This window comes from Streptomyces flaveolus (assembly GCF_000716535.1).
Taxonomy (GTDB): Bacteria; Actinomycetota; Actinomycetes; order Streptomycetales; family Streptomycetaceae; genus Streptomyces; species Streptomyces flaveolus_A.
Genome location: NZ_JNWV01000007.1, coordinates 60,159 through 86,866, shown reverse-complemented (window position 1 = coordinate 86,866; position 26,708 = coordinate 60,159). Strand labels below are relative to the sequence as shown.

23 protein-coding genes and 1 riboswitch are annotated in these 26,708 nt (G+C 73.2%); of the genes, 10 read left to right on the top strand and 13 right to left on the bottom strand.

What is annotated here, in order from left to right; translation table 11 throughout:
* Positions 1–4: 4 nt before the first annotated feature.
* A complete protein-coding gene (locus OO52_RS09160; protein WP_030643015.1) occupies positions 5–2,608 on the top strand; it encodes a helicase-associated domain-containing protein in 2,604 nt (867 codons plus the stop codon).
* An 8-nt stretch (positions 2,609–2,616) separates the two neighbouring features.
* Here the strand turns inward: OO52_RS09160 and OO52_RS09155 are convergent, their stop codons facing one another.
* Positions 2,617–3,156 carry a hypothetical protein gene (locus tag OO52_RS09155; protein ID WP_030643017.1) on the bottom strand — a complete coding sequence of 180 codons (540 nt, stop codon included), beginning with the start codon at positions 3,154–3,156 and terminating at the stop codon, positions 2,617–2,619.
* A 178-nt stretch (positions 3,157–3,334) separates the two neighbouring features.
* Here OO52_RS09155 and OO52_RS09150 point away from each other — a divergent pair, with 178 nt between their 5' ends.
* A complete protein-coding gene (locus OO52_RS09150; RefSeq protein ID WP_030643019.1) occupies positions 3,335–4,978 on the top strand; it encodes a DNA repair helicase XPB in 1,644 nt (547 codons plus the stop codon).
* Positions 4,979–4,982: 4 nt separating this feature from the next.
* Here the strand turns inward: OO52_RS09150 and OO52_RS09145 are convergent, their stop codons facing one another.
* A complete protein-coding gene (locus tag OO52_RS09145) occupies positions 4,983–7,001 on the bottom strand; it encodes a flavin monoamine oxidase family protein (protein WP_030643021.1) in 2,019 nt (672 codons plus the stop codon).
* 228 nt (positions 7,002–7,229) lie between these two features.
* On the opposite strand from OO52_RS09145, the gene OO52_RS09140 reads away from it, so the two are divergent.
* Positions 7,230–9,251 (top strand): CASTOR/POLLUX-related putative ion channel, encoded by a 2,022-nt coding sequence (locus tag OO52_RS09140; protein ID WP_234339444.1) that lies wholly within the window; start codon positions 7,230–7,232, stop codon positions 9,249–9,251.
* Positions 9,252–9,284: 33 nt separating this feature from the next.
* Here the strand turns inward: OO52_RS09140 and OO52_RS09135 are convergent, their stop codons facing one another.
* Together OO52_RS09135 and OO52_RS09130 are read right to left on the bottom strand one after the other, a co-directional pair.
* Entirely contained in the window at positions 9,285–10,415 is a 1,131-nt protein-coding gene (locus OO52_RS09135) for a glycosyltransferase 87 family protein (RefSeq protein ID WP_030643025.1), read from the bottom strand.
* Positions 10,416–10,448: 33 nt separating this feature from the next.
* Positions 10,449–10,631 carry a hypothetical protein gene (locus OO52_RS09130; protein ID WP_030643027.1) on the bottom strand — a complete coding sequence of 61 codons (183 nt, stop codon included), beginning with the start codon at positions 10,629–10,631 and terminating at the stop codon, positions 10,449–10,451.
* A gap of 507 nt (positions 10,632–11,138) precedes the next feature.
* On the opposite strand from OO52_RS09130, the gene OO52_RS09125 reads away from it, so the two are divergent.
* Positions 11,139–13,193, top strand: coding sequence for a HelD family protein (locus tag OO52_RS09125; protein WP_030643029.1), 2,055 nt, complete (start codon positions 11,139–11,141; stop codon positions 13,191–13,193).
* Positions 13,194–13,227: 34 nt separating this feature from the next.
* Here the strand turns inward: OO52_RS09125 and OO52_RS09120 are convergent, their stop codons facing one another.
* The gene (locus tag OO52_RS09120; RefSeq protein WP_030643031.1) at positions 13,228–13,926 is read right to left on the bottom strand and encodes a copper homeostasis protein CutC; all 699 of its coding nucleotides are present in this window, start codon (positions 13,924–13,926) and stop codon (positions 13,228–13,230) included.
* Between the two features lie 66 nt (positions 13,927–13,992).
* Positions 13,993–14,652, bottom strand: coding sequence for a maleylpyruvate isomerase family mycothiol-dependent enzyme (locus tag OO52_RS09115; RefSeq protein ID WP_196946300.1), 660 nt, complete (start codon positions 14,650–14,652; stop codon positions 13,993–13,995).
* A gap of 132 nt (positions 14,653–14,784) precedes the next feature.
* Between OO52_RS09115 and OO52_RS09110 the strand changes: the two genes are divergently transcribed.
* Complete coding sequence (locus tag OO52_RS09110; protein WP_030643035.1) at positions 14,785–15,429, top strand: HD domain-containing protein; 645 nt, start codon at positions 14,785–14,787, stop codon at positions 15,427–15,429.
* 35 nt (positions 15,430–15,464) lie between these two features.
* On the top strand, positions 15,465–16,556 hold the full coding sequence (locus OO52_RS09105; protein ID WP_030643037.1) for a GNAT family N-acetyltransferase: 1,092 nt from the start codon (positions 15,465–15,467) through the stop codon (positions 16,554–16,556).
* Here the strand turns inward: OO52_RS09105 and OO52_RS09100 are convergent.
* Together OO52_RS09100 and OO52_RS09095 are read right to left on the bottom strand one after the other, a co-directional pair.
* A complete protein-coding gene (locus tag OO52_RS09100; protein WP_030643039.1) occupies positions 16,538–16,813 on the bottom strand; it encodes a DUF4031 domain-containing protein in 276 nt (91 codons plus the stop codon). The genes OO52_RS09105 and OO52_RS09100 overlap by 19 nt on opposite strands.
* 7 nt (positions 16,814–16,820) lie before the next feature.
* Entirely contained in the window at positions 16,821–17,204 is a 384-nt protein-coding gene (locus OO52_RS09095) for a hypothetical protein (protein WP_030643041.1), read from the bottom strand.
* 56 nt (positions 17,205–17,260) lie between these two features.
* Here OO52_RS09095 and OO52_RS09090 point away from each other — a divergent pair, with 56 nt between their 5' ends.
* The 3 genes from OO52_RS09090 to OO52_RS09080 all read left to right on the top strand — a co-directional run bounded on the left by OO52_RS09090 (position 17,261) and on the right by OO52_RS09080 (position 19,794).
* A complete protein-coding gene (locus OO52_RS09090; protein WP_014673413.1) occupies positions 17,261–18,166 on the top strand; it encodes a MurR/RpiR family transcriptional regulator in 906 nt (301 codons plus the stop codon).
* A 68-nt stretch (positions 18,167–18,234) separates the two neighbouring features.
* Positions 18,235–19,173 (top strand): N-acetylmuramic acid 6-phosphate etherase, encoded by a 939-nt coding sequence (gene murQ / locus OO52_RS09085; protein WP_030643044.1) that lies wholly within the window; start codon positions 18,235–18,237, stop codon positions 19,171–19,173.
* Between the two features lie 48 nt (positions 19,174–19,221).
* Entirely contained in the window at positions 19,222–19,794 is a 573-nt protein-coding gene (locus tag OO52_RS09080) for a hypothetical protein (RefSeq protein WP_030643046.1), read from the top strand.
* Between the two features lie 27 nt (positions 19,795–19,821).
* Here OO52_RS09080 and OO52_RS09075 read toward each other — a convergent pair whose 3' ends face one another.
* The 5 genes from OO52_RS09075 to thrC form a co-directional block, all read right to left on the bottom strand.
* Positions 19,822–20,949: an NADH:flavin oxidoreductase gene (locus OO52_RS09075; RefSeq protein WP_030643048.1), complete on the bottom strand. Its 1,128-nt coding sequence runs from the start codon at positions 20,947–20,949 to the stop codon at positions 19,822–19,824.
* Between the two features lie 235 nt (positions 20,950–21,184).
* The gene (gene groL / locus OO52_RS09070) at positions 21,185–22,807 is read right to left on the bottom strand and encodes a chaperonin GroEL (RefSeq protein WP_014673417.1); all 1,623 of its coding nucleotides are present in this window, start codon (positions 22,805–22,807) and stop codon (positions 21,185–21,187) included.
* A gap of 298 nt (positions 22,808–23,105) precedes the next feature.
* Positions 23,106–23,309: a cold-shock protein gene (locus OO52_RS09065; protein WP_004929928.1), complete on the bottom strand. Its 204-nt coding sequence runs from the start codon at positions 23,307–23,309 to the stop codon at positions 23,106–23,108.
* 445 nt (positions 23,310–23,754) lie between these two features.
* The gene (locus OO52_RS09060; RefSeq protein ID WP_030643051.1) at positions 23,755–24,030 is read right to left on the bottom strand and encodes a MoaD/ThiS family protein; all 276 of its coding nucleotides are present in this window, start codon (positions 24,028–24,030) and stop codon (positions 23,755–23,757) included.
* A 148-nt stretch (positions 24,031–24,178) separates the two neighbouring features.
* The gene (thrC, locus tag OO52_RS09055; protein ID WP_030643053.1) at positions 24,179–25,462 is read right to left on the bottom strand and encodes a threonine synthase; all 1,284 of its coding nucleotides are present in this window, start codon (positions 25,460–25,462) and stop codon (positions 24,179–24,181) included.
* 17 nt (positions 25,463–25,479) lie between these two features.
* Positions 25,480–25,620: riboswitch (SAM riboswitch) on the bottom strand.
* A 131-nt stretch (positions 25,621–25,751) separates the two neighbouring features.
* Here thrC and OO52_RS09050 point away from each other — a divergent pair.
* Complete coding sequence (locus tag OO52_RS09050; protein WP_030643055.1) at positions 25,752–26,696, top strand: glucosyl-3-phosphoglycerate synthase; 945 nt, start codon at positions 25,752–25,754, stop codon at positions 26,694–26,696.
* The last annotated feature ends 12 nt before the right edge of the window (positions 26,697–26,708 follow it).

Here is a 26,708-nt window from a genome sequence, read left to right as displayed (position 1 = left end):
CCGGATGAGCCCCGAGGCCCACTCAGCCCCTCGGTCCCTCGCGGAGGCGCTCCGCGCGCGGGACGACGCCTCCCTGGCCGCGCTGCTGCGCAGCCGCCCGGACCTCATCACCCCCGTCCCCACCGACCTCACCCAGCTCGCCACCCGCGCCGGCACCCGCGCCTCGGTGCTGCGCGCCCTGGAGCGGCTGGACCGGTTCGCGCTCCAGACGGCGGAGGCGCTGGCCGTGGCCCCGGACCCGGCGTCGTACGACACACTGCTCGGCCTGATGGCCGGGGACGCCGGTGACGAGGCGGTCGCCCGCGAGCTGCCCCGGGCCGTCGCCACCCTGCGCGAGCAGGCGCTGGTGTGGGGCGACGACGACCGGCTGCGGCTGGTGCGGACCGCCCGCGAGCTGCTCGCGCCGTCCCCGCAGCACCCGTCCCCGACCGGGCTGGGCCCGACCGTGCAGGAGGCCACCTCGGGCATGTCGCCGGGGCGGATCCAGGAGATCGTGGCGACGGCCGGGCTGCCGTCGACCCATGACTCGGTGTCCGCCGTGGCCGCGCTGACCGGACTGTTCGGCCACCGCAGGAAGATGGCGAAGCTGCTCGCCGGGGCCCCGGAGCCGGCCCGCGAGGTGCTGTCCCGGCTGGTGTGGGGGCCGCCGTACGGGCAGGTCACCGCCGATCCGGCGGCGCATCTGCGCTGGCTGCTGGACCGCGGTCTGCTGCTGCCGACCACGCCCGGCACGGTCGTGCTGCCCCGCGAGGTCGCCCTGCACCTGCGCGAGGGCCGCGCCCACCGTGCGCCCGAGCCGCTGCCGCCCGCCGTGGCGCCGGCCACGACCCACAACCCGCAGGTGGTGGACGCGACGGCGGCCGGGCAGGCGTACACCGCGCTGGCCACCGTGGAGGAGCTGCTGAAGGACTGGGACGAGGGCGGCCCGGCGGTGCTGCGGGCGGGCGGGCTGAGCGTCCGCGACCTGAAGCGGACCGCCGTGGCACTGGACGTGTCGGAGCCGGTCGCCGCCTTCTGGGTCGAGCTGGCCTACGCGGCCGGCCTGATCGCCTCCGACGGCGAGGCCGACGAGCGGTACGCGGCCACCCCTGCCTACGACGAGTGGCTGGAGCTGCCCCCGGCCGAGCGCTGGGCCCGGCTCGCCCAGGCCTGGCTGACGGCCACCCGCACGCCGGGGCTGGTCGGCGGGCGGGACGCGAAGGACCGGACGCTGTCGGCGCTCGGTCCGGGCCTCGACCGCTCCGCCGCGCCCGAGGTACGGCACCGGGTGCTGTCCCTGCTGGCCGCGCTGCCGCAGGGTGCGGCGCCGGACGCGGAGTCGGTGCTGGCCCGGCTGCGCTGGGAGCGGCCCCTGCGGGCCGCTCAGCGCGACGGCGCCCGGGACGACGACCTGCGCTCCCGGCTCGCCCGCTGGACTTTGTCGGAGGCGGAACTGCTGGGGGTGACGGGCCGGGGCGCCCTGTCGTCCCACGGGCGCGCGCTGCTGGGGGCACCGGCTGCCGCCGGGGCCGGGCCGAGGGCGGCGAGGTCCGGCACCGCGTCCGCCACCGGCGCCCCGGTCGCACCCGCCGCTGCTTCCGCCGAGCCCACCGGCCCCGGGGACAAGCTTCCGGTGCACCACCACCGGGCCCCCGAGCGGCTCGCGCCCCTCTCCCCCGCCGAGCAGGGCGTCGCGGCCGCCGCCGCTGCCCGGCTGCTCGCCCCGCTGCTGCCCGAGCCACTGGACCACGTGCTGCTCCAGGCCGACCTGACGGCGGTGGCGCCCGGTCCGCTGCGGCGCCCGCTCGCGGACACGCTGGGGGTGCTCGCGGACGTGGAGTCCAAGGGCGGGGCGACCGTGTACCGGTTCACACCGGCGTCCGTCCGCCGTGCCCTGGACGCCGGCCGGACCGCCGCCGACCTGCACGCCTTCCTCGCCGAGCACTCCCGCACCCCGGTCCCACAGCCGCTCGCCTATCTGATCGACGACGTGGCCCGCAGACACGGCCACCTGCGGGTCGGCGCGGCCTCGGCGTACGTCCGCTGCGACGACGACACCCTGCTGAACGAGATCCTCGCCGACAAGCGCGCCGCCGCCCTGCGCCTGCGCCGGCTCGCGCCGACCGTGCTGGCCGCCCAGACCGACCCGGCGACGCTGCTGGAGGGGCTGCGCGCGATGGGGTACGCGCCCGCCGCCGAGTCCGCCGAGGGCGATGTCCTGATCACCCGGGCGCACGCCCACCGCACCCCGCCGCGCACCGCGCCCGAGCCGGTGCCGGACGGGCCGCCGCCGCCCGACGCCACGCTGCTCGCGGCGGCGATCCGGGCGATCCGGGCCGGCGACCTGGCCGCCACCACCCCGCGCAAGCCCGCCGGCGAGCCCCTGGCGGGCGGCGAGCTGCCCCGCACCTCCTCCGCCGAGACCCTCGCCACCATGCAGGCCGCCGTCCTGACCGGCGACTCGGTGTGGATCGGTTACGTCAACGCCGAGGGCGCCGCCAGCCAGCGGGTCATCGCCCCGATCCGGGTCGAGGGCGGCTTCGTGACGGCGTACGACCACACGGCGGACGAGGTCCGGACGTTCCCGCTGCACCGCGTCACCGGCGTCGCGGAGCTGGCGGACGACTGAGACAGGCCTTAGCAGTCCCCGACCGGCGCGTCCGCGGGCAGGCCGAAGTGGGCGCGGGCGGCGCTCTCCAGCGCGTCGGACGGGATCGTGTCGTCGAGGGCGGCCCGGGCGAAGAAACCGAAGTGGGCCTCGGTCCACTCCGCGTTCCCGGCGCCGTCCGGCGGTGCCTCGCGCGAGACCACCCGGTAACCGCCGTGCGGGTCCCGCTCCAGCCGCACCACCTGCGGACCCCGCCCGCCGCCGCACTCCACCAGGCCGCCGTCGCGCACCCCGTACTCCAGGCACAGCGCGTCGACGCCCGCGCGCACCTCGCCGCCGTGCTCCGCCACGTCGAGCGCCTCGGCCCGGCAGAACCAGCGCGCGTGCAGCCCGGGCACGTCCTCGCCGTAGCCGGTGCCGTGGCTGTCCGCCGCGAGCCGGGCCTCGACGACCGGCCGTATCTCGTCCCACAGCCGCGTGTCGACGGTTCCCGGCCGCATCGCCCAGGTGCCGGTGGCCACCAGAACCCCCACGGCTCCGGTGCCGACGGCCCATCTGCGTGCCGACATCCCTGAACTCCTCACCCGGCCGCGCGCCCGCGCCGCCTTGTCGTGTGTCAGGACTCGCGGTGGCGCGAGGGGGTTGCGCCCGGCGTCCGGTGCCGCCGGGTGATCTTGCGGCCGTGGAGCCCCTCGGCCGCATGAGGCACACTTGACGTTTGGCCGTCATGGAAAGGGTGTGCCGCGCGTGAATGGTCCGCTGATCGTCCAGTCCGACAAGACCCTGCTCCTGGAAGTCGACCACGAGCGGGCCGACGACTGCCGGCGGGCCATCGCGCCCTTCGCCGAGCTGGAGCGGGCACCCGAACACATCCACACCTACCGGGTCACCCCGCTCGGGCTGTGGAACGCGCGCGCCGCCGGGCACGACGCCGAGCAGGTCGTGGACGCCCTGGTGCAGTACAGCCGCTACCCCGTGCCGCACGCGCTGCTCGTGGACATCGCCGAGACGATGGACCGCTACGGGCGCCTCACCCTCACCAAGGACCCCGCGCACGGGCTCGTCCTGACCAGCACCGACCGGCCGGTGCTGGAGGAGGTGCTGAAGTCCAAGCGGATCGCCCCGCTGGTCGGCGCGCGGATCGACCCGGACACCGTGGCCGTGCACCCCTCCGAGCGCGGGCAGATCAAGCAGACGCTGCTGAAGCTGGGCTGGCCGGCCGAGGACCTCGCCGGGTACGTCGACGGTGAGGCCCACCCGATCGAGCTGCTGGAGGACGGCTGGGCGCTCAGGCCCTACCAGAAGCAGGCCGTGGAGAACTTCTGGCACGGCGGCAGCGGGGTCGTGGTGCTGCCCTGCGGCGCCGGGAAGACGCTGGTCGGGGCCGGGTCCATGGCCCAGGCGAAGTCGACCACGCTGATCCTCGTCACCAACACCGTCTCCGCCCGGCAGTGGAAGCACGAGCTGGTGAAGCGGACCTCGCTGACCGAGGACGAGATCGGCGAGTACAGCGGGACGAAGAAGGAGATCCGGCCCGTCACCATCGCGACCTACCAGGTGCTGACGACCAAGCGGAAGGGCGTCTACCCGCACCTGGAGCTGTTCGACTCCCGGGACTGGGGCCTGATCGTCTACGACGAGGTCCATCTGCTGCCCGCGCCCGTCTTCAAGTTCACCGCCGATCTCCAGGCGCGGCGGCGGCTCGGTCTCACGGCCACCCTCGTGCGCGAGGACGGCCGCGAGTCGGACGTGTTCTCCCTCATCGGGCCCAAGCGCTTCGACGCGCCCTGGAAGGAGATCGAGGCGCAGGGCTACATCGCGCCCGCCGACTGCGTCGAGGTCCGGGTCAACCTGACCGACTCCGAGCGGCTGGCCTACGCGACCGCCGAGACGGAGGAGAAGTACCGCTTCTGCGCCACGACGGAGACCAAGCGGAAGGTCACCGAGGCGATCGTCCGCCGGTTCGCCGGGCAGCAGATCCTCGTCATCGGGCAGTACATCGACCAGCTCGACGAGCTGGGCGAGCACCTGAACGCCCCGGTGATCAAGGGCGAGACCTCCAACGCGCAGCGCGAGAAGCTCTTCGACGCGTTCCGCGAGGGCGAGATCAGCGTGCTGGTGGTGTCGAAGGTCGCCAACTTCTCCATCGACCTGCCCGAGGCCACGGTCGCCATCCAGGTGTCCGGCACCTTCGGCTCCCGGCAGGAGGAGGCCCAGCGGCTCGGCCGGGTGCTGCGCCCCAAGGCCGACGGCCACCAGGCCCACTTCTACTCGGTCGTCGCCCGCGACACCCTCGACCAGGACTTCGCCGCCCACCGGCAGCGCTTCCTGGCCGAGCAGGGGTACGCCTACCGGATCATGGACGCGGACGAGATCCTGGCCGAGAGCTAGCCCGTCACGCCGTGTGGACCTCCAGGGCGGCGCGCACGGCGGATTCCAGCGCTCCCTCGATCCACGCCGGTTTGACGGAGGTGTGGTCGCCCGCGAAGTGCAGGGGTCCCTCGGGGGCCGGAATGGACGGGAGCAGTTCCGTGTGCTGGCCGGGCAGGAGCACGGACGCCTCGCCGTAGGCGTAGGGGTCGCGCAGCCAGCTCTGGGTGCGGCCGGCGCCGGTGTAGAAGACCTCGATCCGCTGGCCGTACACCTCCTGGAGGCCGCACAGGGCGTGCGGATAGCGGGCGTCGTCGTCGAGGGAGTCCCAGCGCAGGGCGTCGTCCGCCCAGCTGTAGGAGGCCAGGACCACCCCGCCCGCGCTGCCGGGGACCGGGTGGGACGGGTGGTACATGAAGCGGTTGGCGTTGTCCGACACCGAGCCGCCGCCGATGACGTCGGCCGCCTCCGGCTGGTCCCGGGTGACGGCACGGTTGGCGGCGTAGTGCACGCGCTGGCCGGGGGTGATGTGGCCGCGCGGGACGGAGGGGTGCGCGCCGAGCAGACGGCCGTCGCCGGGGGTGCGCCCGGTGCGGTAGGCGTCGTACAGGCCGGGGTCGACGCGGTTGAGCTCCCGCTTCCAGTCGGACTCGTCGAACTCCCACCAGCGGCGGCTGAACTCCAGCAGCACCTTGGTCGCGCAGTCGTAGTGCAGTTCGGTGATCGCCCGGCGCTTGGTGTACGACATCAGCGGGCTGACCTGCACGTGCCGCAGGCCGGAGAAGGGCACGGTCACCACGGCCGCGTCCGCGGTGAACTGCTCCCGCACGACCGGGCCGCCGCGCCCCTCGGAGACGGTGTCCACCCATACGTGGGGGCCCTTGGCGTGGACGTGCGCCGTGTCGCCGCCGGCGCGGCCGGGGTCGTAGTACTCGATCCGTGTGACCCGCCGGTCGAAGCGCACGGTGTCGCGGACCTTGGCCAGCAGGGCGTCCGGCAGGACGGCCGTGCCGCCCTCCAGCTCCCAGAACGCCGTGTCCGGGCTGATCAGGGAGGAGCCGATGAAGCTGTGGACGAAGGACAGGGGCAGCCGTGAGGTGAGGTTCTCGACGGTGCCGATGAGGTCGACCGTCCGCTCGTCCAGGCCCGCGTGCTCGGTCAGGAAGCGGAACATCGACCAGTCGCCGAAGCGCTGGATCACCCTGGCCCAGCCCCGCACCCGTTCGGGCAGCGGCTTGTCGACGCGCTTGCCGTCGGGACCGACCGTGCTGAACTCGTCGCGCACCGGGTCGAGGACCGAGCGCAGGATGGCGGCGGCCGGTGTGTCCCAGTGGGCGCGCGGGACGCCGAAGGAGCGGTTGACGCGCCGGGGCGCGCGGGCGTAGTCGGCGCGCCGCACCCGGATGCCGTTGACGTGGATCCAGGTGTGGGAGGCGGGGCGTCCGTCCGCGTCGACGTCGACGTAGTAGAAGGGCCGCTTCTTCAGGCCCAGTTGGCCGATGAGGTCCATCACCAGCGGGTGGCTGCCGGGCAGCCGCATCGCGCCGGCCTCGGCGTACTGGCGGGGGTCGGCGAAGGGCTGCGCCGCCTTCTCGTGGCCGCCGCGGCGGAAGGTCTTGATGCGTCCGCCCGCCCGGTTGCCGTTGGCCTCCAGGACGGTCACGCGGTGTCCGGCCCGCTTCAGCAGCCAGGCCGTGACGAGGCCGGCCGGGCCCGCCCCGATGACGAGGACGCTCTTGGGCCCGCCCGCCCGTCCTCGGGGGAGGCCGTCCTTGAGCACGCGCTGGTAGCCGGGGACGAGGGGCCGGTCGGCGGAGTCGACTACGAGCAGGGCCCGCGCGGCGGCGAGACAGCGGTCGAAGTCCGGGCCCCGCGCGCTGGAGGGGGCCGCCGGGGCGGGGGCCCGCGGGGATGCTGGGGCGGGCAGGGCCGCCGCGCTGCCCGCGCTGAGGACGGTGGCCGCGGCGGTCGTGCCGGCGGCGGTCGTGAGCGTACGCCTGGTCAGGCCGCCGTTGCCGGCGTCCACCTGGTGATCTTCGGTCATGGCGAACTTCTACTGGTCCGCCGGGCCGTTGCGTCCCGGGTTGCGGTGAATTGCCACGGACGAGGGAAGGCCGCCGTTCAAACCGGCGGGACGGGGGTGCGCGGAGGCACGGCGAGGTGGTCCCGCCGCACCCGATTACGGCGAAGGGATGAATCGCGCGCCGTGCCGCGCGTCGCGGGGTACCGGGTCAGGACACTGCCCCCTACAGGCCTGTGGCGGAGGGGGAACATGGTGGAACAGCGGCGTCCTCGGGTGGGTGCCCGAGCGCGGTACTGGTTCGACACGACCCTGGCGCGCGGGACCTCGGCCCTGGTCGGCTGGCTGGTGGTGGTCTGCCTGGCCCTCGTCGTGCCCGCGAGCGCGGTCCTGGTGTGGACGGGTCCGCACGCCCCCGCCACCCTTCCCGGGAAACTGACGGAGGTCTGGCGCCTGACCGGGGAGACGCTGCGGCTGGGCGGCACCACCGGCGCCCCGTTGCGGGTGCTGCTGTCGGTGCTGCTGGCCCTCGTCGCCCTGGTGTACGTCTCGACCCTCGTCGGTCTCATCACGACCGGGCTGACCGAGCGGCTCATCGCCCTGCGGCGCGGACGCTCCACGCTGGTCGAGCACGGCCATGTGGTGGTCCTCGGCTGGTCGGAGCAGGTGTTCACGGTGGTGGGCGAGCTGGTCGCGGCGGGTGCCAACCAGCGGAGTTCGGCCGTGGCCGTCCTGGCCGACCGGGACAAGACGGCCATGGAGGAGGCCCTGTACAGCAAGGTGGGCCCCACCGGCCGGACCCGGCTGATCTGCCGCAGCGGCCCATCGGCCGATCCGGCCGTGCTGGCGCTGACCAGTCCGGCCACGGCCGACTCGGTGATCGTGCTGCCGCCCGACGACTCGCGCGGTGACGCCGACGTGGTCAAGACCCTGCTGGCGCTGCGGGCGACGGCGGCCGGGGACGACGTCACCGCGCCCGTCGTGGCCGCGGTCCGGGACAGCGGCTACCTGCTGGCGGCCCGGCTGGCCGCGGGAGAGCGCGGCATCGTCGTGGAGAGCGACACGGTCACCGCCCGGCTCATCGCCCAGGCCGCACGCCGCCCGGGGCTGTCCCTCGTCCACCGCGAGCTCCTCGACTTCGCCGGGGACGAGTTCTACCCGGCCTTCCATCCGTCGCTGGTCGGCCGGGACTTCGGTGACGTGCTGCTCTCCTACGGCAACGCGAGCGCGGTCGGGCTGATCCGTGACGGCGCGCCGTGGCTGAACCCTCCGGCGCGGACGGTGATCGGGCCGGACGACCGGATCATCGTCATCGCCGCCGACGACGACACCGCCGAACTCGCCGACTGCACGCGGTTCGTCGAGGAGCGGCTCATGGCGGTCCCGCGGCCGCGGGAGCCGCGGCCGGAGCGGGTGCTGGTGCTGGGCTGGAACCGCCGGGCGCCGCTCATCCTCCGGGAATGGGGCCGCAACGCACCGCCCGGCTCCGTCGCCGACGTGGTGGCGGACGAGGACGGTGCGACCGTGCGGGCGGCGTGCGACACCGGCGACGCCGACTGGAGGTGTGTGCACCGCAGGGGCGACACCACCCGGCCGGAGACCCTGTACGGCCTGGACATCACCTCCTACGACAGCGTCATCGTGCTCGGCCGGGACCCGCGCCCCGGCGAGCCCCCGGAGGAGCCGGACAACCGCACGCTCGTCACCCTGCTCGTGCTGCGCCACCTCGAACAGCGGACCGGCCGGGAACTGCCGGTGGTCACCGAACTGGCCGACGACGGCAACCGGCCCCTCGCACCGCTCGGCCCCGGAGCCGACGTGATCATCAGCGGCAAGCTCGTCGGGCTGCTGATGGCGCAGATCTCCCAGAACCGCCACCTGGCGGCGGTGTTCGACGAGCTGTTCTCGGCCGGCGGTACCCAGGTCCACCTGCGGCCGGCCGCCGACTACGTACAGCCCGGCCAGGAGGCGTCCTTCGCCACGGTCGTCGCCGCGGCGCGCGACCGGGGCGAGTGCGCCATCGGTTACCGCAGCCACGCCGACGCCGGCCGCGCCCCCGGCTACGGGCTGCGCGTCAACCCGCCCAAGGCCGACCGCCGGCGCTGGACCACCGGTGACGAGGTCGTCGTCATCGCCGGCGCCGGCCACGCGGGCGGGAGCGGGAGCGTTCCGCGAAGCCGCGACGCGCGACACGAACGGGACGACGGTGACCACGACGGCCGCTTCGGAGGGGACGCCCGGGCCGGTGACGGCGCGGAGCCGACGCCGGGGTGACGCCGGGGTGACGCCGAACCGGTGGCCGGCCCTTCACCTGGGCCCTGACGCCGGGACCGGTGCACAGCGGCTGGTCACGCTGTCGTACGAGATCAGCAGTCCCAGCGCCAGGAGCGGGTACGCGGCCGCCAACGGCTGCTGCCACCAGGGCAGTTCGAGGTCGCGGGCGCCCTCGTGGGGGACCAGCCACATCGTGCGGGCGGTGAAGACCAGGGTCACCAGTACGGCCGTACGGGTGCGGCCCTCCGCCAGCAGCACGGCGAGGAGCGGCACGCACCACACCCAGTGGTGGGTCCAGCTGATCGGGCACACCAGCAGGGCCGTGCACGCGGTCAGCAGGACGCCGTGGCCCTCCCGGCGGGTCCGCGCGGCCAGCCCCAGGCCCACCACGGCGACCAACACCGCCGGGAGCGCCCAGGCGAGACCCGGCGCGGGATCGCCCAGCGCCCGGGCGACCAGCCCCCGCAGCGACTGGTTGTCCACGATCCACGCCTTGCCCACCCGGCCGGTCTCGTACAGCCGCCGGGTCCAGAAGTCCACGCTCGCCGAGGGGAGCAGGACGGCACCGAGCGCGACCGTCCCCGCGAAGGCCGCCCCCGCCGTCGCCGCCTCCCGCACCCGGCCGCGCAGGAGCAGGTACGCCATGAACACGGCCGGGGTGAGCTTGACACCGGCCGCCATCCCGAGGGCCAGGCCCTTGGCGCGGGCGCCGGCCGGACGGGTCAGGTCCCAAAGCACGAGGCAGGCGAGGGCCAGGTTGATCTGCCCGAAGAGGAGCGTCTGGAAGACCGGTTCGAGCCACAGGGCGAGGGCGGTGGCCGTGCAGAGCAGGGACGGGGGGAGGGCCCGGTTCGCCAGGCGGGCCGAGAGGGCGACCAGGGTGGCGAGCAGGAGCACGTTGCCCGCGAGGAAGACCGCCTTCAGGACCGGGACCGGCAGCCAGACCGCGGGCACGAACAGGATCGCCGCGAAGGGCGGATAGGTCGCCGGGAGGTGCCACTCGGTGACCGTGAAGCCGTACAGGGCGGTGCCGTGGGCCACGGCCGCGCCCTCGGCCCGGTAGACGAGGAGATCGGCCATGGGTGCGCCGCGCAGGACGCACAGGGTGACGAAGGCGGCGAGGGAGAGGGCGAGGAGGAGCAGGGCAGGGCAGGAGGGCGTCAACGTCCGTTTCCGCACGGACGCGACCCTATGCCGTCACTTGTGGCGTATGCCCGCTTCCTCGCCGTACTCGCCGAGGATGACGACGCTGAAGGCCGCCTCCAGGAACACCTTCACGGCGCGCAGGGCGTTGCCGAGCAGGTGGTGGTGGGGACCGTCGACGGCCGTCGCGCCGGACGGGGGCCGGACGGGTGTGGGTGAGATGGCTGCTGCGCTCATGTCTCCATGGTGGAACCGCGGACCCCCCACCCGCATCGGCCCGCGGGTCCAATTCCGGCCGACCCCACGTAGACCTCCGGGTGGACGCCGCCCCTGGTCCTGAGGTCTCCCATCCCCTAGGGGACGGATCAGCAGAGGACGCCCGGGAGCCGAAGCGGGAATGGCCGCGCGGCGCGGGGCCCGGCAAGCGCCCCCCGGCGAACAGGCCCGACGAACGACGCAACCCGACTGGCGGCGCGGCTCGGCAAGCGGCGCGGCCCGACGAACGGCACGGCCCGGCGAACGCGACCCGGCGAACGGCGCGGCCCGGCGTACGCGGTCCGGCAAGCGCTACCCGGCATGCGGCGCGGCGCCGCATGCGCGCGGGGCGGAAATTCATTGGCCCCGGCCCGGCCGCTCCCCTAAAATCTCCGCTCTTGCCCGCCTCCCTCACGGAGTGCCGTCGCCCGGCCGGAAACCGGGTGGCATCGTCGTAGCCCACGCAGCAGGCCCACCGGAGGCACCCCCTTGTCCACGCCCGCCCACGACCCGCTCGACGACCCCCTCGCCCGAGAGCGCTCCCACCTCGCCGCGTCCCGTTCCGCGCTGCGCGCCATGCGCGAGGACGTGGAGGCACTCGACATCAGCGACGTCACCGCGAACTGGGTCAACGCCGCGGTGCTCTCCCGCCAGATCGACGAGCGCATCAAGGCACTGGCCGACCTCAGCGACACCCCTCTGTTCTTCGGCCGGCTCGACTACCTGCACGCGCCGGGCGCGGAGCGGGCCGAGGGCGCCGAGGGCGAGCGGTTCTACATCGGGCGGCGGCACGTCCACGACGCCGACGGCGACCCCATGGTCATCGACTGGCGCGCACCGGTCTCGCAGCCGTTCTACCGGGCGTCCAAGAAGGACCCGATGGACATCGGCCTGCGCCGCCGCTTCGGATACACCGGCGGCGACCTGACCGCCTACGAGGACGAGCACCTCTCCGACCCGGCAGAGTCCGCCACCACCAGCAAGCTGCTCCAGCAGGAGATCGAGCGGCCCCGCGTCGGCCCGATGCGGGACATCGTCGCCACCATCCAGCCGGAACAGGACGAGATCGTCCGCAGCGGGCTCGGCGGCACCGTCTGCGTGCAGGGAGGTCCGGGCACCGGAAAGACCGCCGTCGGCCTGCACCGGGTCGCGTACCTGCTGTACGCCCACCGGGAGCGGCTGGCCCGCACCGGCACGCTGGTCATCGGGCCGAACCGGTCCTTCCTGCACTACATCGAGCAGGTCCTGCCGGCGCTCGGCGAGTTGAGCGTGCGGCAGGCGACCGTGGACGACCTGGTCGCCCAGGTGGAGGTGCGCGGCACGGACGACGCCGCCGCCGCGATCGTCAAGGGCGACGCCCGCATGGCCGAGGTCCTCAGGCGCGCCCTGTACTCCCACGTGACCATGCCCACCGAGCCGGTCGTGGTCGTGCGCGGCTCGCGGCGCTGGCGGGTGCCGGCGTACGAACTGGAGGAGATCGTCCGGGAGTTGCTGGACCGGGACATCCGCTACGGCGCCGCCCGCGAGGCCCTGCCGCAGCGCATCGCGCACGCGGTGCTGGTGCAGATGGAACGGGCCGGGGAGGCCCCGGACGACCGGGTGCAGGACGCGGTCGCCCGCAACGGCGCGGTGAAGGCGGCCGTGAAGGCGGTCTGGCCGGCCGTCGATCCGGCCAAGCTGGTGCTGCGGCTGCTCACCGACGCGGAGTTCCTCGCCGAGCACGCGGACGGGCTCCTGGACGAGGACGAGCGGAAGACGATCCTGTGGGCCAAGCCGGTGCGCAGCGTGAAGACGGCCAAGTGGTCGCCGGCGGACGCCGTGCTGATCGACGAGGCCACCGATCTGATCCAGCGCACGCACTCGCTCGGCCACGTCGTCCTGGACGAGGCGCAGGACCTCTCCCCCATGCAGTACCGGGCCGTCGGCCGCCGCTGCACCACCGGCAGCGCGACCGTGCTGGGCGACCTCGCGCAGGGCACGACCCCGTGGGCGACCCGCAGCTGGGCGGAGGCGCTGGCCCATCTCGGCAAGCCGGACGGGGCCGTCGAGGAGCTGACGGCCGGTTTCCGCGTGCCGACGGACGTCATCGCGTACGCCTCCCGGCTGCTGCCGCACATCGCGCCCGGCCTCACCCCGGTCGCCTCCGTCCGGGAGAACCCCGGCTTCTTCGAGGTCCGTACGGCCACGGAGGCGGCCGACACCGTCGCCGCGTGCGCGGAGCTGCTGCGCAACGAGGGCTCGACCGGTCTGATCGCCGCCGACGCCCGCGTCCCGGCGCTCGCCGAGGCCCTGGCGGCGGCCGGCATCTCCTACCTGGCCCCCGGTGAGGAGACCACCCGCGAGACCCGGCTGACCCTGGTCCCGGCCTCGCTCGCCAAGGGCCTGGAGTACGACTACGTGGTCCTGGACGAGCCGCAGGCGGTGGTGGACGGCGAGCCGGACGAGCGCACGGGCCTGCGGCGCCTGTACGTGGCGCTGACCCGAGCGGTGTCGGGCCTGATCGTGACGCACACGGCACCACTGCCGCCGCAGCTCGCCGAGTAGCGCGCCGCCGCGCCCGAGCGGACCCGGGGCGGGACTATGCGGCGTCGCCGTCCAGGGCCGTGCGCCACTGGGCGACCGCGTCCGCCGAGACCGGGCCCCGCCAGCCGTCGGGGCGGGCCGCGCCGCCGATGTGGAACGCCTCGATCCCGCCCGCGCGGAGCCGGGAGACATGGTCGAGGCGCAGTCCGCCGCCGACCATGATCTGCTGCTCGTACCCGGGCTCGCCGTCGTGCGCCGCTTCGGCGAGCAGCGTGAACAGGCCGTCGTCCACGCCCGTGGCGGAGCCGGCGGTGAGGTAGGTGTCCAGACCCGGCAGGTCGGCGAGCTGCTTGCGCAGGGCGTCCCGGTCGGCGGCCCGGTCGATCGCCCGGTGGAAGGTCCAGCGGCAGCCGCCGAGCGCGTCGACGACCCGCTCCACCGCGTCCAGGTCGACACCGCCGTCCGTGGCGAGGAACCCGAGCACGAACTGGTCGGCGCCGGCCTGCCGCAGCTCGTCGGCCACGCCGATCAGCCGGTCCAGGTCACCGGCCGCGAAGCCGTCCGCGAGGCGGAGCATCACGCGCAGGTCGATGTCGACGGCGGCGCGGATCGCGGCGACGGTGGCGGGCGCGGGGGTGAGCCCGTCGGCCGCCATCTCGGTGACGAGCTCCAGCCGGTCCGCGCCCCCGGCCTGGGCGGCGACCGCGTCCTCGACGTCGAGGGCGATCACCTCCAGGACTGCACGCTTGCTCATGGCACCCCATTCATCGGCGCTACAGGTCTAGTCCAATCCAAGACTACGCCTGCCCGGGGGCGCCACTCACCCGAAGATGTTCAGCTCTCCCTCCCGGGCTCCCGCCAGCTCGTAGGACGCCCCGTTCAGCGGCCGCCCCGCGTACAGCCGTACGAGCGTGGCCGCGTCGCCGATGTACCGGGCCGGCGGGCCGCCCGCGGCCACCGCGCCGAGCCGCAGCGGCTCGTCCCGGTCGTCCAGGTCGGCGTGGAGGGGCACGTGCTCCTTCTGCCGGGTGATCCGCGCCAGCAGGGTCAGCGCGTCGGGCAGCCCCGCCCCGGCGTACGCCCCCGGCGCGCCCAGCACCTCGCGCACGTCCCCGGCGTGCACCCACTCGCCGAGCGCGATCATGTCCAGCGATCCGTCCGTCCCGGCGATCACCGGTCCGGCCTCCGTCATCCCGCGCTCCAGCTCGTCCACGACCCGCGCGTTCGTCCAGCCGGCCCGCTCGGCGATGTCCCGCTCGTTCGACTCCGGCGAGAACACGCCCTTCTCGAACCGGTTCTCCACCACCCGCATGAGCGCGGCGGAACAGTGCGCCAGCACGTCCCGCACCGTCCAGCCCGGACACCCGGCCGACGGCAGCGCGAAGTCGGCGTCGGGCAGGGACCGCAGCAGCGGTACCAGTTCGTCGCGCTCGGCGGCCAGCAGCCGCCCGGGGAGCTCCGGATCACGCACTTCCAGCATGTCAGTCATGGAGATCACGCTAGGGGCGCCGAGGGACGGCCGTCACGCGGGAAACGGACGGGCAGCCGGCCCGGGGCCGCCACCGGACGGACCGACCGGCGGCCCGCGTCCCCGCCACGGAAGAATGGGGGCATGGCCGACCTCGACGCCCTGCGCCTCCGTTTCGCCCGCGCCCTGGAAGCAGTCCGCGCCCCCGGCGGCGGCCCCGACCCCGCCCCCTACGCCGACAACCTGCTCGCCCGCTGGCAGGAGCCGCAGCGCCGCTACCACACGCCGGCCCACCTCACCGCCGTGCTCGACCACGTCGACGTGCTGGAGGAGTACGCGGCCGACCCGGACGTGGTCCGCCTGGCCGCCTGGTTCCACGACGCCGTCTACCTGCCCGAACGGTCCGAGAACGAGGAGCGGTCCGCGCGGCTGGCCGAGCGCGCCCTGCCCGAGGCCGGTGTGCCGGAGGCGAAGACGGCCGAGGTGGCCCGGCTGGTCCGGCTCACCGTCACCCACGACCCGGCCGACGACGACCGCGACGGACAGGTGCTGTGCGACGCCGACCTCGCGATCCTGGCCGCGCCCCCGTCGGCGTACGCCGTCTACACCGCCGAGGTCCGCGAGGAGTACCACTTCGTGCCCCCCGACGCCTTCCGCCAGGGCCGTTCGGCGATCCTGCGCCAACTCCTCGCCCTGCCGCGGCTGTACCGCACCCCGTACGGCCAGGAGCACTGGGAGGCCACCGCCCGCTACAACCTCACGTCCGAGCTGGAAATGCTGTCGACCTGAGGACGCCCCCGCCGTACTGTGCGCGCATGCGGACGATGAGCGGGGATCAGGTGGAGGCGGCCGTCGCGAGCTGCACGGCGGCACTGCGCACGGCGCTGGACCGGGACTGGGACGCGGTGAACGCGGCCGGCCTGGAATGGAGTTGCCGCACCACGGCCTTCCACATCGCCGAGGACTTCGCCGCGTACGCGAGCCGCCTCGCCGGCCGCGCCCAGGACCGCCTCCCGCTGCGCATCACCCTGCCCGAGGGCACCGACAACGCCGGCCTGCTCCAGGTGATCGAGGCCACCGGCGCCCTGCTGGCCGCCGCCGTCCGCACCACCCCGCCCGGCGTCCGCGCCTTCCACCCGGTCCACTTCGGCAGCGCCGACCGCGAGGGCTTCGCCGCGATGGGCGTCGCCGAGGCCCTGCTGCACACCCACGACATCACCCGGGGCCTCGGCCTCCCCTACGAACCGCCCGCCGACCTCGCCGAAGCGGTCCTGACCCGGCTCTTCCCGCACGTCCAGCCCGGCCCCCCGCCCTGGCAGACGCTGCTGTGGGCGACCGGCCGCGGCGAGCTGCCCGGCCGCGCCCCGGTCACCGACTGGACCTGGTACAACAACCTCGTCATCCCCGCCGGACGCGTCACCCTCACCGGCATCCGCCCGGCCGCCGCCCGCGATCTGGTCCTCGGCGGCGACGGCGGCTTCGACTGGCTCGACGACGGCCCGTACGAGGGCACCCGGGAAGCCTGCTCCCACCTGCTGAAGGCGTACGAAGCCGGTGTGCACCGCCCGGAGTTCGGGGTCTTCGCCCTCGTGCGGACCGAGGACGGCCGCGCGGTGGGCGGCATCGGCTTCCACGGCGCCCCGGACGACGAGCGCCGGGTGGAGATCGGCTACGACCTGGTCGAGAGCGCCCGCGGCCGGGGCTACGCGACCGAGGCGCTGCGCGCCCTGACCGGGTGGGCGCTGGCCCGGGCCGACGTCGACACGGTCATCGCCACGATCGAACCGGCCAACCTGCCCTCCCAGCGCGTGGTGACCCGGGCGGGCTTCAGCCGCGCGACCGTGGAGGAGGAGCGCACCGCCACCGACGAGTACGACATGGACACCGCGCTGCTGCTCTACGTCCGCCGGACCTGACGCCCCTTGCGCCTGCGCAGACCGGCGAAGTGCAGCAGCCGGACCACCTCGCGGCTGCTGACCTGCACCGCGCCCGCCGCCACCGCGTCCGCGTAGCGGTGGGACGGGACGTCGTAGTGGTCGCTGTCGAAGGCCCGGCGCGGCATGCCGAGGCCCTCGGCGAACAGGTGCAGTTCGTCGTACGACACATCGCTGACCAGGTGCGACCACATGCGCCCGTGGCCGGGCCAGGTCGGCGGGTCGATGTAGAGGGTCACGGGCGCCTCATGAGGACGTCGTCCCGCGCAGGGCCGACGCCAGCGAGCCCACCGACGCGACCTTCACGCCTGCCTTGTGGCACACCCAGTGCGGATCGGGGCCCAGTTCCGGCTCCACGTCCAGCGCGTGCGGGTCGCCGGAGCCGCAGACGGGGCAGAGCGGCCAGCGGCCGTACCGCTCCAGCAGCGCGTCCTGCACGTCCTGGGCGATCAGCCCGGCCACGAAGGCCGCGCCGTCCGGCCACTGTTCGACCCACCAGCGCCGCTGGGCGATGGAGTCCTCCACCAGCGAGACGACGTCGGCCTCCGCGACCTCGCCCGCGACGAGATCCGCGAGCACGCGGGCGCGGGCCGCGTGCAATGACTGCTCCAGGGGGCTGATGGGGTCCATGCACCCCATTGTGCGCACTCTTGACCGGGACACCGAACCGAAAATATCTTTCATGTGTGACCCAGGACGTGAAGGAAATTTTCGGCAGCCCGGGCGGATCGCTCGCCGCCAAGGTGCGCACGCTCGCCCCGTCCATGACCCGGTCCATGCAGCGCGTCGCCGAGGCCGTCGCCGGTGACCCGGCCGGCTGCGCCGCACTCACCGTCACGGGTCTCGCCGAACTCACCGGCACCAGCGAGGCGACGGTCGTCCGCACCGCCCGGCTGCTCGGCTATCCGGGCTACCGCGACCTGCGGCTGGCCCTCGCCGGACTCGCCGCCCAGCAGCAGTCCGGGCGGGCGCCCGCGATCACGACGGACATCGCGGTGGACGACCCCATCGCCGACGTCGTCACCAAGCTCGCCTACGAGGAGCAGCAGACCCTCGCCGACACCGCGGCCGGACTCGACACCGTCCAGCTCGGCGCGGCCGTCACCGCGCTGGCCGCCGCCCGGCGCACCGATGTGTACGGCATAGGTGCGTCCGGGCTCGTCGCCCAGGACCTCACCCAGAAGCTGCTGCGGATAGGGCTCATAGCCCACGCGCACAGCGACCCGCATCTCGCGGTGACCAACGCCGTGCAGCTCCGTTCGGGTGACGTGGCCCTCGCGATCACGCACTCCGGGTCGACGGGGGACGTCATCGAGCCGCTCCGGGTGGCCTTCGAGCGCGGGGCGACGACGGTGGCCATCACCGGGCGGCCGAACTCGCCGGTCACGCAGTACGCCGACCTCGTCCTGACGACGTCGACGTCACGGGAGACGGAGCTGCGGCCCGCCGCGATGTCCTCCCGGACGAGTCAGCTCCTGGTGGTGGACTGTCTGTTCGTGGGGGTGGCGCAGCGGACGTACGAGACGGCGGCGCCCGCGCTGGCCGCCTCCTACGAGGCGTTGGCCCACCGGCACCGGAGCGGTTCGCGCTAGGGGGTAGGAAGGAGCCGGCAGGAAGGTTCACCACCCCCCTCACACGTCACCGGAGAGAGCCGCCCCCTATGACCTCTCACGACATCACCTCCCACGACCTGCGCGCCGAGCTGGCCTCACTGACCACCGAGGCCTTCCGTCCGGAACTCGCCGAGATCGACCGGTTGCCCACCCTCGACATCGCCCGGCTGATGAACGGCGAGGACGCGGGCGTGCCCGCCGCCGTGGCGACGCAGCTACCGCGGATCGCCGCCGCCGTCGACGCGGTCGCCGCGCGCATGAGCAGGGGCGGGCGGCTCGTCTACGCCGGTGCCGGGACCGCCGGCCGGCTGGGCGTGCTGGACGCCTCCGAGTGCCCGCCCACCTTCAACACCGACCCCGACCAGGTCGTCGGGCTGATCGCGGGCGGACCCGCGGCCATGGTCACCTCCGTCGAAGGCGCGGAGGACTCGAAGGAGCTGGCCCGCCGGGACCTGGACGCGCTGAGACTCACCCCGGACGACACCGTGGTCGGCGTCTCCGCCTCCGGCCGCACCCCGTACGCGGTCGGCGCCGTCGAGCACGCCCGGGCGCTCGGCGCGCTGACCGTCGGCCTGGCCTGCAACGAGGACAGCGCGCTGGCCGCCGCCGCCGAGCACGGCATCGAGGTCGTCGTGGGCCCGGAGCTGATCGCCGGTTCCACCCGGCTGAAGGCGGGCACGGCCCAGAAGCTGGTGCTGAACATGCTCTCGACGATCACGATGATCCGGCTCGGCAAGACGTACGGGAACCTGATGGTCGACGTGCGCGCCTCCAACGACAAGCTCCGGGCCCGCTCCCACCGGATCGTCTCCCAGGCCACGGGCGCGAGCGACGCCGAGATCGAGGAGGCCCTCACGGAGACCGGCGGCGAGGTGAAGCACGCGATCCTGGCCCTGCTCGCCGGCGTCGACGGCCCGACGGCGGCCCGCCTCCTGGCGGAGTCCGGCGGCCGTCTGCGCACGGCGCTGACCCACGCGGCACGCTGACGGACCGTGCGGTCAGGGCACCATGGAGGGGAGGAGGCACCCACCGACATGAATCACGCCCAGCTCACCGCCCTCGGACGGGCTCTTCGGCTGCTCGGGGAGCACGGCGAGGCCCTGACCGCCGACACGCCGGACGCCCGGCTGCACGAGATCAAGGACGACCTGCGGCGGGCCCTCGATCTGCTGGACGACACCGTCACCACCGCCGCGCCCGCCACCCGCTGCCCCGAGCACCCGCAGGGACCGGTGGACGAGAGCGCGCCCGACCTGTGTCTGCTGTGCGAGACCCGGCGCCGGGCCGCCCGCCGCTCGGAGTTCCAGGGCGGCAGGCCCCGGCCGGGCGAGCCGGTCCCCTCGGCCCCGTCCCGGTACGGCGTGCGCGGTGACCGGCCCCAGGCGCAGCAGCGGTGGCTGCCGGAGCTGTGGAACGGCCAGGAGTGGCAGCTGTGCGGGACGCCGCGGCGGGACCGGCGCGAGGCGGAGGCGTATCTCGCCGCCCAGCGGCGCGGCTCCCGGCCCGCCATGGCGTACCGGCTCGTGCACGAGTTCACCGACTACGAGGTGCTGCGGGTGTGGGGGACGCCGGTACGGGTCGACATCGAGCCGATGGGCAACCTCTAGCGTCCGGCGCCCCCGGAGGCACCCCGGTCAGCTCAGGGTCTTCAGGGCCGCCGCGTCGTACGGCTTCAGCTCGTCGAACCGGTCGGAGAGCACCTTGGCCGCCCACTCCGGGTCCTGGAGCAGCGCGCGGCCGACGGCCACCAGGTCGAACTCGTCGGCCTCCAGGCGGTCCAGGAGGTTGTCGATGGCCTTGACCGGGGAGCCCTCGCCCTGGAAGGCGTTGATGAAGTCGCCGTCGAGGCCGACCGAGCCGACGGTGATGACGGGCTTGCCGGTGAGCTTCTTCGTCCAGCCGGCCAGGTTCAGGTCGGAGCCGTCGAACTCGGGCAGCCAGTAGCGGCGGGTGGAGGCGTGGAAGACGTCGACACCGGCCGCCGCGAGCGGGGTGAGCAGGGCCTCCAGTTCCTCGGGGGTCTCGGCGAGCCGGGCGGTGTAGTCCTGCTGCTTCCACTGCGAGTAGCGGAAGAGGATCGGGAAGTCCGGCGAAACCGCCGCGCGCACGGCGGCGACGATCTCGGCGGAGAACCTGGTGCGGGCCGCCAGGTCGCCACCGTACGCGTCGGTGCGGCGGTTGGTCCCCGCCCACAGGAACTGGTCGAGGAGGTAGCCGTGGGCGCCGTGGAGCTCCACGCCGTCGAAGCCGATGCGCTCGGCGGCGGCAGCGGCCTCGGCGAACGCGGCGACGACGTCGTCCACGTCCGCCTGCGTCATGGCCTTGCCGGTGGGCTCGGCACCGGCGGTCTCCAGGCCGGAGGGGCCGACGGCGGGCGCGTCCGGGAAGGGGGCGTCGCCCTGCTTGCGGACCATGCCGATGTGCCAGAGCTGCGGGACGATCCGGCCGCCGGCCGCGTGCACGTCCTCGGCGACCTTCGCCCAGCCCGCCAGCTGCTCCTCGCCGTGGAAGCGCGGGACGCGGTCGCTCTGGCCGGCCGACGGGTGGCCCACGTAGGTGCCCTCGGTGACGATCAGGCCGACACCGGCGGCGGCCCGGCGGGCGTAGTACGAGCGCACGTCCTCGCCCGGGACGCCGCCCGGGGAGAACATGCGGGTCATGGGCGCCATCACGATCCGGTTCGGGACGATGAGGCCGTTCAGCGTGATCGGGCGGGACAGGACGCGAGCCGCGCGGGAGACGGGGGGCGTGGTGACGGTCACGTGGGGGGCTCCTCGTGAGTGGACGGGGTGAACCGACTGGTATGTGCGCACGCATTGTTGCAGTGTCTTAAGTAAACACCGCCCAGCGGCCCGCATTCCGGTCGGGTCCCTAAGCCCCCCGCGTGATACCGGACACCCTCGCCCCGCCCCGCGAACGCCCGAGGGCGGCACTCCCAGCCACTGGCTGGGAGTGCCGCCCTCGGTCCGTAGGACAGGCGATCAACCGTCAGGTCGATCAGAAGTCCATGTCACCGCCCGGCATGCCGCCGCCGGCCGGGGCCGCGGCCTTCTCCGGCTTGTCGGCGATGACGGCCTCGGTGGTGAGGAACAGCGCGGCGATGGAGGCGGCGTTCTGCAGCGCGGAACGGGTCACCTTCGCCGGGTCGATGATGCCCTCGGCCACCAGGTCGACGTACTCGCCGGTCGCGGCGTTCAGGCCGTGACCCGGGGTCAGGTTGCGCACCTTCTCCACCACGACGCCGCCCTCGAGGCCGGCGTTGACGGCGATCTGCTTCAGCGGGGCCTCCAGGGCGATGCGCACGGCGTTGGCGCCGGTCGCCTCGTCACCCTCGAGCTCCAGCTTCTCGAAGACCTGGGAGGCCTGCAGCAGGGCCACGCCACCACCGGCGACGATGCCCTCCTCGACGGCCGCCTTCGCGTTGCGGACGGCGTCCTCGATGCGGTGCTTGCGCTCCTTGAGCTCCACCTCGGTGGCGGCACCGGCCTTGATGACCGCGACACCGCCGGCGAGCTTCGCCAGGCGCTCCTGCAGCTTCTCGCGGTCGTAGTCGGAGTCGCTGTTCTCGATCTCGGCGCGGATCTGGTTGACCCGGCCGTTGACCTGCTCGGAGGAGCCGGCGCCGTCGACGATGGTGGTCTCGTCCTTGGTGATGACGACCTTGCGGGCGCGGCCCAGGAGGTCCAGGGTCGCGTTCTCCAGCTTGAGGCCGACCTCCTCGGAGATGACCTCGCCGCCCGTGAGGATGGCGATGTCGCCGAGCATGGCCTTGCGGCGGTCACCGAAGCCCGGGGCCTTGACGGCGACGGACTTGAAGGTGCCGCGGATCTTGTTGACGACCAGGGTCGACAGGGCCTCGCCCTCGACGTCCTCGGCGATGATCAGCAGCGGCTTGCCCGACTGCATGACCTTCTCCAGCAGCGGGAGCAGGTCCTTGACCGAGGAGATCTTGGAGTTGGCGATGAGGATGTACGGGTCCTCGAGCACCGCCTCCATGCGCTCCATGTCGGTCGCGAAGTAGGCGGAGATGTAGCCCTTGTCGAAGCGCATGCCCTCGGTGAGCTCCAGCTCCAGCCCGAAGGTGTTGGACTCCTCGACGGTGATGACGCCTTCCTTGCCGACCTTGTCCATGGCCTCGGCGATCAGCTCGCCGATCTGGGTGTCGGCGGCGGAGATGGACGCGGTGGAGGCGATCTGCTCCTTGGTCTCGACGTCCTTCGCCTGCTCCAGCAGGGCGGCGGAGACGGCCTCGACGGCCTTCTCGATACCGCGCTTCAGAGCCATCGGGTTGGCACCGGCGGCGACGTTGCGCAGGCCCTCCTTGACCAGGGCCTGGGCGAGCACGGTCGCGGTGGTCGTACCGTCACCGGCGACGTCGTCCGTCTTCTTGGCGACTTCCTTGACCAGCTCGGCGCCGATCTTCTCGTACGGGTCCTCGAGCTCGATCTCCTTGGCGATGGAGACACCATCGTTGGTGATCGTGGGGGCGCCCCACTTCTTCTCGAGGACGACGTTGCGGCCCTTGGGGCCGAGCGTCACCTTCACGGCGTCCGCGAGCTGGTTCATGCCGCGCTCGAGGCCGCGCCGCGCCTCCTCGTCGAACGCGATGATCTTGGCCATGTGAAGTGGTCCCTCCAGGACTGGGGGTGATTCCTTCGGACCGCGCCCGCGCCCGCGACGGACGGCTCGCCGGCCTCGTGGTTCCTTGCCCCACCCGGCCCGCGGGCCTCACCGACCCGGTCCTTCGCTGTCACTCTCACCTTCAGAGTGCTAACGCCAATGATTAGCACTCGGCATGGTCGAGTGCAAGCGCCTTGGCGGGTGGGAGGCCCCCGTCAGCCGCACGCGAACAGCGGAACCGGGCACGGCGAAGGGCCCGCACCCTCTGCGAGGTGCGGGCCCTTCGGACAAGAAACGTTCAGGCGCTGAGGCGAACCATGTCGGCCTGCGGGCCCTTCTGGCCCTGCGAGATCTCGAACTCCACCCGCTGGCCCTCTTCCAGGGTGCGGTAGCCGTCCATCTGAATGGCGCTGTAGTGGACGAAGACGTCCGCACCACCGTCGACCGCGATGAAGCCGTACCCCTTCTCCGCGTTGAACCACTTGACGGTGCCCTGAGCCATGCCTAACTCCCCTATTACTGGCCCTTGCACAGATCCGCACTTCGCGAACCCGGGTCAGACCTCACCCCCCATGGGACGGGGGCGTGCGCCGGAACGCGTCGACCGCGGCTGAATGTATCTGTCCAACTGCCGTCTGCAACAGGTCAATCGGACGAGAATTCTGGACGCGGACGGTCCGGAATCTGGTGAGAATTCACCCGACTTCAGGGCAAGTCGGGCTCCATAAAAGCCACAAAAGCCGCAGAGGACCCGCACACTTTGGCTACTTCTTGTCGGGTCGGCGGCATGAAATCCAGGGCCCGCGACCGAAGGCCGGGGCCGTGTTCCCCAACTCTACCGCGCTCAATCACACAGAATTGCCCCCTCCGCTTCTCTCACGGAGGGGGCAATCGGATGAACAGTCGGTAACTGCCGTTACCGAAGGTAATGAGCGCGGATCCGCGGCTCAGCCGCCGGCGACCGCCGGGATGATCGAGACGCCGGCCCCGTCGGGCGTGACCGTGTCCAGGCCCTGCTCGAAGCGGACGTCGTCGTCGTTGACGTACACGTTGACGAACCGGCGCAGCTTGCCCTGGTCGTCCAGCACGCGCGCGGCGATGCCCGTGTGGTTCTTCTCCAGGTCGGCGATGACCTCACCGAGCGTCGCGCCCTCGGCGGCGACCTCGGCCTGCCCGCCGGTGTAGGTGCGCAGGATGGTGGGGATGCGAACGGTCACGCTCATGCGGTGAGACCTCCGGTCGGGTTCTCGGGTACGGCGGGGCGGCGCCCCAGGGGCGCGGGGCCGTGGTGCGGGTGCGGCTGCCGCCGCGTGGGCGCGATCGGCCGCCACCGGCCCGCGGATCGCGTGCGGCGTCCCGGCGGCACGCCTGTCATGCGAGGCCGGCCTCTCGGAAGGAGTCCAGGGTCGGGCGGATGGTGGCGGTCAGGCCGGTCCCGGCCACCGCGTCCAGGGTCTTCAGGCCGTCGCCGGTGTTGAGGACGACCGTGGTCTTCGCCGGGTCCAGCACGCCCGCCTCCAGCAACTTGCGGGTGACGCCGACGGTCACGCCGCCGGCCGTCTCCGCGAAGATGCCCTCGGTCCGCGCGAGCAGCTTGATCGCGTCCACGACCTCCTCGTCCGTCACGTCCTCCACGGCACCGCCGGTGCGGCGCGCGATGTCCAGGACGTACGGCCCGTCGGCCGGGTTGCCGATGGCCAGGGACTTGGCGATGGTGTCCGGCTTCTGGGGCCGTACGACGTCGTGGCCGGCCTTGAAGGCGGTGGAGACCGGGGAGCAGCCCTGGGCCTGGGCGCCGAAGATCTTGTACGGCTTGTCCTCGACCAGCCCCAGCCTGATCAGCTCCTGGAGCCCCTTGTCGATCTTCGTGAGCTGGGAGCCGGAGGCGATCGGGACCACGATCTGGTCCGGCAGCCGCCAGCCGAGCTGCTCGCAGATCTCGTACGCCAGGGTCTTGGAGCCCTCCGCGTAGTACGGCCGCAGGTTGACGTTGACGAAGCCCCAGCCCTCGCCGGCCGGGTCGCCGATCAGCTCGGAGCAGAAGCGGTTCACGTCGTCGTAGTTGCCCTCGATGCCGACGAGTTCACCGCCGTAGACCGCGGCCATGACGACCTTGCCCTGCTCCAGGTCGTGCGGGATGAACACGCAGGAGCGGAGGCCGGCACGGGCGGCGGCGGCGCCGACGGCGCCGGCCAGGTTGCCGGTGGAGGAGCAGGAGAGCGTGGTGAAGCCGAAGGCGCGGGCGGCCTCCAGGGCCTGGGCCACGACCCGGTCCTTGAAGGAGTGGGTCGGGTTGCCGGAGTCGTCCTTCACGTACAGGCCGCCGGTCACGCCCAGCTCGCGGGCCAGGTTGTCGGCCTTGACGAGCTTGGTCCAGCCGGGGTTGATGTTCGGCTTGTCGGCGACGTCCGCCGGGACGGGCAGCAGGGGCGCGTAGCGCCAGATGTTCGCGGGGCCGGCCTCGATGCGGCGGCGCAGTTCCTCGGTGTCGTAGGCGGAGAAGTCGTAGGCGATCTCCAGCGGGCCGAAACACTCCTCGCAGGCGAAGACCGGGCCGAGCGGCACCCGATGACCGCACTCGCGACAGCTCAGGGCCGCGGCGGGGCCGAGGTCGACCGTGGATTCGCTGGTGGTGACAACTGTCTGCACAGCCATGGAGGCGAGGCCCTTTCTCCTCATCTTCCTCACGGCGCACCTCGCCGTGAGACGGAATTGGCACCTTCCCTGGCCGTGAGCCTCGCGTGAACGAGTCCGGATCAGGGGGGTTGCCGGGGCTTCATCGGGCCGTGTCCCTCTGCCCCTCTGGATGAGCGGTATGCGGTTGTAGAACGCACGGGACCCCCGACATGCGATGGTCACCGGCGTTGTTCAAGACTGTAACCGACGGCCGGGACAGTTGAGATAGCCGTCCGAACCGCGAGACAAGAGTGAGGAGCCACAGACTGTGCTGGAAGAAGTCGAGCGCTGGCTGACCGCCCGGTCCTGGTCCGTGGCCGCTCGCCCGCTGCACCAGATCCTCGCCGCCAAGCAGCGCACGGGCCAGACGATCAGCGTCGTCCTGCCCGCGCTCAACGAGGAGGCGACCGTCGGCGACATCGTCGCGGTCATCCGGCACGACCTCGTGGAACAGGTGCCGCTCGTCGACGAGATCGTGGTCGTCGACTCCGGCTCCACCGACCGCACCTCCCAGGTCGCCGCGCGCGCGGGCGCCCGGGTCGTCCACCGGGACGCCATCCTGCCGCGCATCCCGGCCGTCCCCGGCAAGGGCGAGGTGCTGTGGCGGTCGCTGCTGGTGACCAGCGGGGACATCGTCTGCTTCATCGACGCGGACCTCAAGGAGTTCTCCTCCGACTTCGTCTCCGGGATCGTCGGCCCGCTGCTCACCGACCCGGACGTCGACCTGGTCAAGGCGATGTACGACCGCCCGCTCGGCGGCAGCGCCGGGCAGGGCGGCCGGGTCACCGAGCTGATGGCCCGCCCGCTGCTGAACATGCACTGGCCGCAGCTCGCCGGGTTCGTGCAGCCGCTGGGCGGCGAGTACGCGGCCCGCCGCACACTGCTGGAACAACTGCCGTTCCCCGTCGGCTACGGCGTGGAGCTGGGCATGCTGGTGGACGCGCTGCACCTGGTGGGCCTGGACGCGCTGGCCCAGGTCGACGTGGGCGTGCGCAAGCACCGGCACCAGGACGGGCAGGCGCTCGGCCGGATGGCCGCCGCGATCTACCGCACCGCCCAGCTCCGGCTGGCCCGCGGCCATCTGATCCGGCCCGCGCTGACCCAGTTCGAGCGGGGCGAGGAAGGGTTCGAGCCGCGCACCTACTCGGTGGACACCGAGGAGCGGCCGCCCATGGTGGAGATCGCGGAGTACGCCGAACGGAAGGTGGCGTGAACGGGCCGTATA

What these genes read in the sequence shown, in the direction of transcription:
- OO52_RS09130 (WP_030643027.1), bottom strand. Translation starts at nt 10,631, where the DNA reads ATGAGCGCAGCAGCCATCTCACCCACACCCGTCCGGCCCCCGTCCGGC.
- murQ (WP_030643044.1), top strand. Translation starts at nt 18,235, where the DNA reads ATGACCTCTCACGACATCACCTCCCACGACCTGCGCGCCGAGCTGGCC.
- OO52_RS09060 (WP_030643051.1), bottom strand. Translation starts at nt 24,030, where the DNA reads ATGAGCGTGACCGTTCGCATCCCCACCATCCTGCGCACCTACACCGGC.
- OO52_RS09140 (WP_234339444.1), top strand. Translation starts at nt 7,230, where the DNA reads ATGGTGGAACAGCGGCGTCCTCGGGTGGGTGCCCGAGCGCGGTACTGG.
- thrC (WP_030643053.1), bottom strand. Translation starts at nt 25,462, where the DNA reads ATGGCTGTGCAGACAGTTGTCACCACCAGCGAATCCACGGTCGACCTC.
- OO52_RS09160 (WP_030643015.1), top strand. Translation starts at nt 5, where the DNA reads ATGAGCCCCGAGGCCCACTCAGCCCCTCGGTCCCTCGCGGAGGCGCTC.
- groL (WP_014673417.1), bottom strand. Translation starts at nt 22,807, where the DNA reads ATGGCCAAGATCATCGCGTTCGACGAGGAGGCGCGGCGCGGCCTCGAG.
- OO52_RS09120 (WP_030643031.1), bottom strand. Translation starts at nt 13,926, where the DNA reads ATGAGCAAGCGTGCAGTCCTGGAGGTGATCGCCCTCGACGTCGAGGAC.
- OO52_RS09110 (WP_030643035.1), top strand. Translation starts at nt 14,785, where the DNA reads ATGGCCGACCTCGACGCCCTGCGCCTCCGTTTCGCCCGCGCCCTGGAA.
- OO52_RS09095 (WP_030643041.1), bottom strand. Translation starts at nt 17,204, where the DNA reads ATGGACCCCATCAGCCCCCTGGAGCAGTCATTGCACGCGGCCCGCGCC.
- OO52_RS09145 (WP_030643021.1), bottom strand. Translation starts at nt 7,001, where the DNA reads ATGACCGAAGATCACCAGGTGGACGCCGGCAACGGCGGCCTGACCAGG.
- OO52_RS09155 (WP_030643017.1), bottom strand. Translation starts at nt 3,156, where the DNA reads ATGTCGGCACGCAGATGGGCCGTCGGCACCGGAGCCGTGGGGGTTCTG.
- OO52_RS09105 (WP_030643037.1), top strand. Translation starts at nt 15,465, where the DNA reads ATGAGCGGGGATCAGGTGGAGGCGGCCGTCGCGAGCTGCACGGCGGCA.
- OO52_RS09065 (WP_004929928.1), bottom strand. Translation starts at nt 23,309, where the DNA reads ATGGCTCAGGGCACCGTCAAGTGGTTCAACGCGGAGAAGGGGTACGGC.
- OO52_RS09115 (WP_196946300.1), bottom strand. Translation starts at nt 14,652, where the DNA reads ATGCTGGAAGTGCGTGATCCGGAGCTCCCCGGGCGGCTGCTGGCCGCC.
- OO52_RS09080 (WP_030643046.1), top strand. Translation starts at nt 19,222, where the DNA reads ATGAATCACGCCCAGCTCACCGCCCTCGGACGGGCTCTTCGGCTGCTC.